Source organism: Streptomyces sp. NPDC058246, from assembly GCF_042881985.1.
Taxonomy (GTDB): domain Bacteria; phylum Actinomycetota; class Actinomycetes; order Streptomycetales; family Streptomycetaceae; genus Streptomyces.
In genome coordinates this window covers 418,717-428,407 of the sequence record NZ_JBHVWZ010000001.1, presented here as the reverse complement: position 1 = coordinate 428,407, position 9,691 = coordinate 418,717, and the positions used below count along the sequence as shown (strand labels likewise).

Annotated in this window: 8 protein-coding genes and 1 pseudogene; 3 read left to right on the top strand and 6 right to left on the bottom strand. The window is 71.0% G+C overall.

Going from position 1 to position 9,691, the window contains the following annotated elements; translation table 11 throughout:
* The first annotated feature begins 300 nt into the window (after nt 1-300).
* Nucleotides 301-1,101, top strand: coding sequence for an NPP1 family protein (locus tag ACFVXA_RS01905; RefSeq protein WP_390023453.1), 801 nt, complete (start codon nt 301-303; stop codon nt 1,099-1,101).
* Here the strand turns inward: ACFVXA_RS01905 and ACFVXA_RS01900 are convergent.
* The 3 genes and pseudogenes from ACFVXA_RS01900 to ACFVXA_RS01890 all read right to left on the bottom strand — a co-directional run bounded on the left by ACFVXA_RS01900 (nt 1,092) and on the right by ACFVXA_RS01890 (nt 3,539).
* Nucleotides 1,092-2,229, bottom strand: a pseudogene (locus tag ACFVXA_RS01900) (sulfite oxidase). The gene ACFVXA_RS01905 and the pseudogene ACFVXA_RS01900 sit on opposite strands and share 10 nt — an antisense overlap.
* Before the next feature lie 127 nt (nt 2,230-2,356).
* Nucleotides 2,357-2,761 (bottom strand): TraR/DksA family transcriptional regulator, encoded by a 405-nt coding sequence (locus tag ACFVXA_RS01895; protein ID WP_383903394.1) that lies wholly within the window; start codon nt 2,759-2,761, stop codon nt 2,357-2,359.
* A gap of 109 nt (nt 2,762-2,870) precedes the next feature.
* Nucleotides 2,871-3,539, bottom strand: a complete 669-nt coding sequence (locus tag ACFVXA_RS01890) for a TetR/AcrR family transcriptional regulator (protein ID WP_383903391.1) — start codon at nt 3,537-3,539, stop codon at nt 2,871-2,873.
* A 117-nt stretch (nt 3,540-3,656) separates the two neighbouring features.
* Here ACFVXA_RS01890 and ACFVXA_RS01885 point away from each other — a divergent pair, with 117 nt between their 5' ends.
* Together ACFVXA_RS01885 and ACFVXA_RS01880 are read left to right on the top strand one after the other, a co-directional pair.
* Nucleotides 3,657-4,220 carry an NAD(P)H-dependent oxidoreductase gene (locus tag ACFVXA_RS01885; protein WP_362019648.1) on the top strand — a complete coding sequence of 188 codons (564 nt, stop codon included), beginning with the start codon at nt 3,657-3,659 and terminating at the stop codon, nt 4,218-4,220.
* A gap of 147 nt (nt 4,221-4,367) precedes the next feature.
* Entirely contained in the window at nt 4,368-5,045 is a 678-nt protein-coding gene (locus ACFVXA_RS01880) for an AIM24 family protein (protein WP_362019645.1), read from the top strand.
* Nucleotides 5,046-5,154: 109 nt separating this feature from the next.
* On the opposite strand, the gene ACFVXA_RS01875 is transcribed toward ACFVXA_RS01880, so the two are convergent.
* The 3 genes from ACFVXA_RS01875 to ACFVXA_RS01865 all read right to left on the bottom strand — a co-directional run bounded on the left by ACFVXA_RS01875 (nt 5,155) and on the right by ACFVXA_RS01865 (nt 9,414).
* The gene (locus ACFVXA_RS01875) at nt 5,155-6,930 is read right to left on the bottom strand and encodes a M4 family metallopeptidase (RefSeq protein ID WP_390023451.1); all 1,776 of its coding nucleotides are present in this window, start codon (nt 6,928-6,930) and stop codon (nt 5,155-5,157) included.
* A 364-nt stretch (nt 6,931-7,294) separates the two neighbouring features.
* Entirely contained in the window at nt 7,295-8,347 is a 1,053-nt protein-coding gene (locus tag ACFVXA_RS01870) for a polyprenyl synthetase family protein (protein ID WP_390023449.1), read from the bottom strand.
* Nucleotides 8,344-9,414, bottom strand: a complete 1,071-nt coding sequence (locus ACFVXA_RS01865; protein WP_390023537.1) for a tetratricopeptide repeat protein — start codon at nt 9,412-9,414, stop codon at nt 8,344-8,346. The genes ACFVXA_RS01870 and ACFVXA_RS01865 overlap by 4 nt, the downstream gene beginning before the upstream one ends.
* Nucleotides 9,415-9,691: the final 277 nt, after the last annotated feature.

The window sequence follows — 9,691 nt, the reverse complement described above, 5'->3', positions numbered from 1 at the left end:
ATCGGCCCGTAAACGGAATCCGCCGTTCAAGGGACTGAACGAGCCGCGCCCGGTCGACGAACGCGCAGTCCCCGAAGCGGAGTTCCTGGCACGCAGTTCCTGGCCCGCTTCCCTGCCGAACATTTCGCCGAGTTCTCCGCCAAGTCCCTGAGGGTTGCTTGCTGATGTCACTTCGGTGAGCGCCTGCCTCAGCTCATGTGTGCGGCCGGCGGCCACGAACAGTTCAGTGCCACGACGACTGTCCCCCCATACGGCCTTCAAGGCTGAGGAGTTGGAATGCGCAGCACGCCGTCATCCAGAATGAGCCCCTCCAGAACAGCCCCCCTCCCCAAGCGTCCGGGCGGCAGACTGCGCCGGTCCACGCTCGCGAGCGTCCTCGGTGCCGCGGCCCTGGTCCTGGCACTCCCGACCGCCGCGCAGGCCAACGTCCTCCAGGCGCTGCCGCAGAACGCCGACGGGCTGGAGCAGACCTTCTCCCCCGCCTACGACTACGACGGGGACGGCTGCTACACGACCGCCGCCATCGGCGCCGACGGCACCATCAATTCAGGGCTCTCCCTGGGCGGCGACGTGAACGGTCACTGCCACGACCCGGCCCAGCTGAACAACGCCAACACCTACTCGCGCGAGAAGTGCAACAACGGCTGGTGCGCGGTCATGTACGCCAGCTACTTCGAGAAGGACCAGGCCACGCTGGGACCGGCGGCCATCGGGCACACCCATGACTGGGAACACGTCATCGTGTGGATCAGTAACAACCAGGTCCAGTACGTCTCGGTCTCGCAGCACAGCTCCTATCAAGTGGCGGCCAGTTCCGCGGTGCGCTTCGACGGGACCCACCCGAAGATCGTCTACCACAAGGACGGCGTCTCGACGCACGACTTCCGCTTCGCGAACACCAACGACGAGCCGCCGGAGAACGCCACCGGCGGCTGGTTCTACCCGCGCCTCGTCGGCTGGGAGGGCTATCCGGCCGGCTACCGCGACAAGCTCATGAACGCCAATTTCGGCGAGGCCACGATCAAGATCAAGGACGGCTCCTTCAACGACAACCTCGCCTACTCCATGCCGTCCGGAATCCCCTTCAACCCCTACGCCTGAGGTAACGCGCGGGCCTGGGGCAGACACAGGACGGGGACCCGCTGGACGAGGTTGTTGGCGAAGCCGCCGCGATTCCACGGCGGGTCCAGCGGCTGGGTGTGCCCCCTGGGCGTCGGTGGCCCGTGCGCTGAGCACATGGCTGCCGGGTGTGGCCGTCCAGGTGGCACGCCACCGGCGCCAGGCCCAGCGGTCGGCGTCCCGCGGACCGAGTTCCGCCTCGGACCAGGAGCGTCCTCCGTCGGTGCTCACCTGCACGCCGGTGACCGGGGCGCGGCCGGACCAGGCCCGCCCCTCCAGCGGTACGGGTCCCGGCCGCACCACCCGTGCCCTGGACATGAAGTCGGGGAATCCGGGCGGAACGAGCAGGGCGCGCGGCGCGATCCGGGTGACCGGTTCGCCCGCGTCCCCGGCGTCCTGCCGGAGCCGGTAGGCCACCGCCTGCTGGAAGCCCGTGAACGGGGTCTCGGTCACGGTGATGTCGCGGAGCCACTTCACATGCGCCATGCCGTACCAGCCGGGTACCACCAGCCGCAGCGGACTGCCGTGCTGCGGCGGCAGCGGGGCGCCGTTCATCTGGTGGGCGACGAGCACTTCGGGCTCGATTCCCGTGGCCACTTCCAGGGGGAGCGCCCGCTGGTAGTCCTGTTCGACCCCACGCTCGACCCCGTGGTCGGCACCGGTGAAGACCACGTCCACCGCGCCGGTTTCGACACCGGCCTCGGCGAGCAGCAGCCGCAGCGGTACGCCGGTCCACTCGGCGGTGCCGACCGCCTCGACCAGCCACGGCTGGCTCACCGGCCGGGGCGTCAACAAGGCCCGCCCGTTGCCCGCGCACTCCATGGTCACCCGCTGCGTGAGGGTGGGGTACGCCTTCAGCTCGTCCGTCCCGAGCAGCAGCGTCCGCCGCACCCGGCCCCGGACGGCGAGGCGCCACGAGCCTTCGTCCGCGTACGGGATGTCGTAGTGCGTGAGCACGTAATGCAGCCCCGGCGGCGTGACGTCGTACCGCAGGGCCTCCAGCGGCATCCCGTGATTCCGGGCGGCGAGAGCCAGTTCCTCCTGGCTGATGCCCTCGCCCAGCCCGGCCAGCCGCGCGGGTGCGCTCACGTCCTCGAGGTGGTGCCCCATGTCCGCATTGTCCGCCCGGCTGCCGAGGCGGCGCCAGGGCTTCCCGCAGCCGGTCACGCGGTGTACGCAGGGCCGGATCCGGGGCCGCGGACCGCCCGACGGGCCGTGCCGGAGGGGTGGCCGGGACTCACGGCCGTCCCCGCCGACGGGGGCCGAGCGCGGCACAGCGCACACAGGTGTTCGCCGCCGGGCGCACCTCCAGGCGTTCCGCCGGGATCGGCTCGCCGCAGGCCGCGCACCGCCCGTACTCACCGAGCTCAAGGCGTTCCAGCGCTTGATCGAGATCGTCCAGATGGTCGCGCGCCTGGGCCAGCAGGGAGGCGACATGAGCCCGCTCGAACGCGGTGCTCGATCCCTCCGGGTCGTGCTCGTCATCGATCGCGACCAGGGCATTCGCCTCGACGATTCCGTCGTACTCGCGGTTCAGCGCCGCGATCCGCGCGCTCGTACCGGCACGGTCGGCCGCGAGCCGCTCACGGACGGTGCGGAACTCGTCCGAGGAGAGACCGGTATCTCGGGGTGGGTCGCTCATCCCTATGGCAACGTCGACGCCCGGATCCGCATTCCGGGGCGCCGCCGCGCAGATCGAGCGATCCGGTGCCCTGCCCTACCGGCGCGCCCTCAGGGCAGTTCGCCCGAGGTCACCCTCCCTGCCCGGATGGCGGCCGGACGGTCCGGTCCACCAGATCGTGCCAGCCGGACTCGAGGCGCTCCAGGGACATTCCCCGCTGTCGGGTCAGGTGGTGGATGAGGGCCGGGTCCAGGTATCCCATCAGCGTCTGGGCGACGAGTTCGGCGTCGGCGGCCGGGTCGGCCTGGCGGAGCAGCACGCAGAGGTGCATGAAGCGGACGCGGTACGGGGCGGAGTTGAAGCGGCGGGAGGGGTCGGGCTCGGCCGCGAGATACAGGTCGAGCTGCTCGGACGCCTCGCGCAGGGACCGACAGCCGAAGGCGTGCAGGCGCTCCACGGGTGACGCCCCCGGGCCCAGTGGAGGCGGACCGGTCATGAAGGCGGCCTGGAAGCGCTGCTCGGTGTGGTCGAGGAGCGCCATCAACAGACCGGTCCGGTCACCGAAGCGCCGGAAGACCGTCCCCTTGCCCACCGACGCGGCGACGGCGACGGCCTCCATCGTCAGCTTGCCCACCCCGTGCTCCTCGACCAGGCGCGCGGCGGCCTCCAGCAGCCGCGCGCGGTTGCGTGCGGCGTCGGCGCGCAGCTGCGGGACGTCACCGGGCGAGGTGAGTTCCATCAGCATGGGTTCGTCGGCGGGTTCCGGTCGCTTCGGGAAGGGCGGGAGTGGGGTGGACATGAAGCCAGCGTAACGGCTCGCCAGGACAACTGGACTGCGGTCCGCTTCAGTGCTAGAACTTTAAACGGACCTCGGTCCGGTTTATTGCGGCAATGTTTCAGCTTTCGGGAGTTCACCATGTCCGTACGTATCCTCTCGCTCGTCGGCAGCCTTCGTGCCGGCTCCCACAACCGCCAGCTCGCCGAGGCGGCCGTCAAGCTCGCTCCGGAGGGAGCCGAGGTCGATCTCTTCGAAGGTCTGGCCGAGGTCCCGTTCTACAACGAGGACATCGACGTCGAGGGCAGCGTCCCCGCCGCCGCCGTCCGGCTGCGTGAGGCCGCCGGCCAGGCCGACGCCTTCCTGCTCTTCTCGCCGGAGTACAACGGCACGATCCCGGCCGTGCTGAAGAACGCCATCGACTGGCTGTCCCGCCCGTACGGTGCCGGCGCCTTCAGCGGCAAGCCGGTCGCCGTCGTCGGCACCGCGTTCGGCCAGTTCGGCGGCGTCTGGGCGCAGGACGAGGCCCGCAAGGCCGTGGGCATCGCCGGCGGCACCGTCCTGGAGGACGTCAAGCTCTCCATCCCCGGCTCCCTGACCCGCTTCGCCGAGACCCACCCCGTCGACGACGCCGAGGTCGCCGGCCAGCTGACCGAGGTCGTCAGCCGCCTGCACAGCCACGCCGGCACCGCCACCGCCGCCTGACAACTCCCGTGAGGGCCGGTCCGCTTCACCCGGACCGGCCCTTTCGCATGTCACGAGACCGTCGCCGCATGTCACAAGAGCGCCGCCCATGCATCAAGGACGTCCGCGATCTTGGCGGAACGAGATCCTCCGCGACAGGATGCCCGCATGAAGGGTGATCTCTTTTCCAGTGACCACATGGTGCAGCCCGCCGTCGCGCCGGGCATGACCATCCAGAACGCCAAGTCCATCAAGTACGCCGTCAACGGCGAGATGCTCGCGCGGCAGGGCGCGATGGTCGCCTACCGGGGCAATCTCCAGTTCGAGCGCAAGGGCCAGGGCGTCGGCGGCATGCTCAAGCGGGCGGTCACCGGTGAGGGGCTGCCGCTGATGACCGTCCGCGGCCAGGGCGAGGCCTGGTTCGCACACGAGGCGCAGAACTGTTTCATCGTCGGCATCGAGCCGGGCGACGTGTTCACCGTCAACGGGCGCAACGTCCTGTGTTTCGACGCCACGTTGTCGTACGAGATAAAGACCGTGAAGGGCGCGGGCATCACCGGCGGCGGCCTCTTCAACAGCGTCTTCACCGGCCACGGCAGCCTGGGACTGATCTGCGAGGGCAACCCGCTGGTGATCCCCGTGTCGTCGCAGCAGCCGGTGTACGTCGACACGGACGCGGTCGTCGGCTGGACCGCCCATCTGCACACGTCGCTGCACCGCTCGCAGTCGATCGGCTCGATGATCCGCGGCGGCTCCGGGGAGGCCGTGCAGTTGAAGCTGGAGGGCGAGGGTTACGTCGTCGTGCGTCCTAGTGAGGTGACGCCGCAGAAGGCGCAGCAGCACTGAGACCAGGTCGAAAAGGGGTGCCCCGCCGTGCGGCGGGGCACCCCTTTCGTCATCCGTCGGCGCCGGAGGAAGGACGTCGTCATCCGTCAGCGCCGGGACATGTCGTCCGTCAGTGCCCCGCGGCCGGAGTGTTGGCGGCGGTCACGTTGACGGCGGACCAGGCCTTGCCGACCGCCTTGTACTCGGTGCTGTTGGCCCCGTACATGTCGGCGGCGGCCTTGAGGGTGGCCTTCCGCGCGTCGTGGAAGTCGGTCGTGGAGACCATGTAGCGGGTGAGCGCCCGGTAGAAGATGGCGGTGGCCTTGGTGCGACCGATGCCGGTCACCCGCGAACCGTCGTACGTCGGCGAGTCGTACTGCACGCCGCCGATCGTCTTCCGGCCGCTGCCCTCCGCGAGCAGGTAGTACGCGTGCGAGGAGACGCCGGAGCCCGCGTGGACCTCGGTGTCGTAGACCTCGGGCGCCCAGTAGTCGACCGTGCCCTCGAGCTTGTCGAGGGAGGGATGGTCGAGGCGGCGCAGGAACTTCTGCGCCAGGCCCAGCTTCTCGCCCATGAGGTAGTTCGGCGGGTTCTTCGGGTTGTTGGCGGCGAACTCGACGTTCGACCCGAAGATGTCGGCCAGCGACTCGTTGAGGGAGCCGGGCTCGCCGTACTGGTTGCCGTCCGCGTCCACCCGGGTGGGCTCCAGGGCGGCGGTGGCGTCGACGACTCCGTGGGTCAGCTCGTGACCGGTGACGTCCAGGACGACCAGCGGCTTCTTGAACAGGTCGCCGTCCCCGTCGCCGTACAGCATGCAGCCGCACACCGAGTCCCAGAAGGCGTTGCCGACCTTGTTGCCGAAGTGGACCATCGCACGGGCACCGGCGCTGTTGTTCTTGATGCCCTTGCGGCCGAAGGTCTTCTTGTAGAAGTCCAGCGTCTTGGTGATCCCGTACTGGGCGTCGACGGCGGCGGTGGTCCGGCTGGACGTGGTGCCGGTGCCCCACTTGTTGTCGCCGTCGGTGAACGTCTTGCCGCGCGAGAAGGCTTCCAGCTCCTGCCCCTTGGCGTCCCGGGTCTCGGTGTTCCACCGAGTGGGGTCCTTGAGGAGGAAGCTGGTGCGCGCCGTCTGCGTGGTGGTCAGCGCCACCTTGCCGGCGAAGAGAGAGGCACCGCTGCCGGTGGCGGTCGCCGGGTAGTGGCCGGCTCCCGTCGTGCCGACGAGGCCGGACAGCCCGGTCGACGCGCCCGTCTCGGGGCTGGCCTGCTCGCCCCGCTCGCGCAGCGTCTCCTCCAGCGACGGCGAGATGAACTCGTCGTTGTCGGGGGTGTTGCTGCGGATCCTGCCGGTCTGGGCGTCCACGACGACGGTCCGGGAGCCGACCTCCGCGGTGTCGCTGTCGGTCACGCGCACCTGGTAGGCGAGCGCGGCCGCGCCGTCGCGGGCGTCCACGACGAGTGCGGCGTTGCCCGCGTCACCCTTGGCCGCCGCGGCGGCCTTCTGCTCGGCCTGCTGGGGCGTCAGCTTCGCCGCCGTGGTGGCGGGCTTGACCACATGGTCGGCGGCCCGGGTCACGCCGAGGTAGGCGGACTGCTTGCTGAGGTGCACGACCAGGTCGCCGCCGAGGACCGGCATGCCCTGGTGGGTGCGGACGAAGCGGACGTGCTGCTTGCCGTCCGGGTCCGTCATGACGTCCTTGGCCTGAAGGGTGTCGCCCTGGGTGACACCGGTGGCCGACGCGTGGGCGAACGCCGCCGCCCGGGCCGCGTCCACCGGCGAGGAGGCCGAAGTCGCGGTGCGAGCGGGCGAGTCGGGCGCGGCCGCGAGGGCGGGGCCCGCCGGGAGCGTGGCGGCCGTCGTCACCGCGACGGCGATCGCCACACGGCGTATGTGGGGTCTACGCACTGAGTTCCTTTGTACAGAGGCGGCCGGGATCGCCAACCGCCGTGAGGCACAGCGCTGTTGGGCGCCGTGGGGGCTTTCGGGCCCCGAGGCGACACCCTCACCGATTCACCATGTACATGTAAAGAAGAAAGATCCCTTTTATTGCTTTCCGGGCGATCTCTTTACGAATGTTCACTTCTCGGTGATCAACGGGTGACCAGCTGTGCGTCGACTGTGCGTCGACCGGACAGATGTGAGGGGGAATGAGGCGGTTGCCTGGTGGGGCCCGTTGACACGCGTATGTGACCCATGTCGCAACACCTCCGGCCCGGAGCGGACGGACCGGAGGCATGGAGGTGCGGAGGCGGTTCGAGGCGTCGAGGCGTCAGATCGTGCGGTGCGCGAGGGAGGAGAGCAGCGCGCGCAGCTCCTCGGCGGGACGCGGGGCGAGCGACGCGCTCGCCATGAGCCCGTCCGCCGCGGCGAGCTGACGACGGGCCTCACGCAGTGCCGCCGCACGACCGCCCGCCCGCTCGACCAGGGTCGCCGCGCGCCGTACGGCGGTGTCGTCCAGGGCCGCCGGCGAGCCGAGGAGTTCGGCGAGTGCGGAGCCACCGGACGCGGTCAGCGCGAGGAGGACCGGGAGCGTCTTCTTCCCCTGGCGCAGGTCGCCGTGGACCGGTTTGCCCGTGACGGCCGGGTCGCCCCAGATGCCCAGAAGGTCGTCGGCGATCTGGAAGGCCACCCCGAGATGGCGCCCGGCACGGTCCAGGGCGGTCACGGTCTCCCGCGGCGCTCCGGCGAGTTGTGCGCCCAGGGCGAGCGCACAGCCGAGCAGGGCACCCGTCTTGCACTCGGCCATCGACGCGTACTCCCCCACCCGCACCGACTCGGGCCCCCTCCAGGGACGGTCGGCGAACAGCAGGTCGTCCGCCTGCCCGCGGACCAGGTCGCGCAGGGCCGCGCTCAGATGCCGTACGGCCGCGGCCGCGTGCGGAGTCGCGGGCGCCGTCAGGGTCTCCACGGCCAGTGCGAACAGCGCGTCGCCCGCGAGGACGGCGGGGCCGGTGCCGTACGCCTTCCACACCGCGGGGCGGCCGCGGCGCAGCGCGTCGCCGTCCATGATGTCGTCGTGGAGCAGCGAGAAGGTGTGCACGAGTTCCACCGCGACGGCGCCCGGTACACCCGCCTCGGCAGGACCGCCGGCCGCCTCCGCGCCCAGCACGGCCAGCGCCTGCCGTACGCCCTTGCCCTGGCTGCGGACCGCGGGGGCACCGCCCATCTCGCAGTGACCGAGCGCGTATCCGGCCATCTCCGCCACCCAGGGGTGCAGCCCGCCGACCGCCTCCACGAGGGCCGGGGCGACCAGTTCACGGCAGCGGCGCAGGATCTCCGGGGCTGCGGGCGGCGACTGCAGGGCCGTGGAGAGAGGGGTCATCGCGCGGCTCCCGCGTCCGTGGCCTCGGCCGGGCCGGGCTCCGGCGCGAGGCCGAGCTCCGCCCGCGCCCGCTCGACCATCTGCCGGGCGTGCCGCAGCCCGATGCCCTCCAGCACCTGTGCCAGTTCGGCCAGGTCGGCGGCGGTCTCGGCGCGGTCGCGGCCCAGGCGTGCCAGGGATTTGACGAGGCCGAGCCGGGACAGGGCCCGGCCGCGCGGCTCGCTCATCGCCTCGAACTCCGCCAGCGCCTGCGTGTAGACGCCGCAGGCCTGCTCGTAACGCCCGGCCCGGTAGAGGACGTTGCCGCGCATCTTGTGGTTGTAGGCGAGCGCGCCGGACAACTTCATCGCACGGCAGGACACCTCCGCCTCGCTCAGCAGCTCCAGCGCGCGGTCCACGTCCCCATCGCGTACCGAGACGATGTCCGCCAGGCCGCGCAGGGCCCAGGCGTGCCCGCGCCGGTCCTCGGCGCGCGCGGCGATCCCGGCCGCCTCCTCGAACATGGCGTACGCGGTGTCGTAGGCGCCGGTGTTGCGGTGTATCTGCGCGATGCCCTCCAGGGCCCAGACGGTGTGGCGGGCCTCGCCGCGTTTGCGGGCCTCGGCCAGGAGCTGTTCGTGCAGTGTGGTCACGGCCGCGTAGTCGCCCTGGATGCGGCCGGTCTCCGCCATCCCTGCCAGGGAGTAGCCGCGGACGACGACATCCCCGGCCTGCCCGCCGAGTTCGGCCGCCAGCCGCAGCAGCCGCCACGCCAGCGGGAAGGCGCCGCGCTGCCGTGCCAGCGTCCCGCCGCTCCACAGCGCCCACGCCATCGCCCCGGTGTCCCCGGCGTCGCGGGCCGTGCGATAGCTCGCCTTCCACGCCCGGTCGGCGTCCGCGACCTGGCCCAGCCGGCGGTGCGCCTCGGCGACCGCGAGACCCGATCGGGCCGCCTCGGCCCGCGCCCCCGCGCGCTCGGCGGCGTGCAGCTGCTCGGTGCCGGCCGCGAGGACGTCGGTCAGCGAGGAGTTCACGGACAGGGTGGTCAATGCGCCCTGGTACTCGGGGGCGAAGGCCTTGCCGTACATGAATGCCTTTCCGTCTGCCACGGGCCGACGGCGTCCGCGCGCCGGCCGGTGGTGCTGGTCATGTGGGGCGGCGACATGCGGCGACTCTGCTATACGCTCCGCGTATACATGGCATGTATACGCGGAGCGTATAGTGCAGGGGATTTCCACCTGGGAATCCCTGACTCATGAAGGTCGTCGCGCCATCCGCCCGTTGCCGATCAAGACGAAGGCTGTGCCCGCGAGGTTGCCTGATGCCCTCAGGAAGCCGAAAACCCGATGCACGGATCGCCGAACA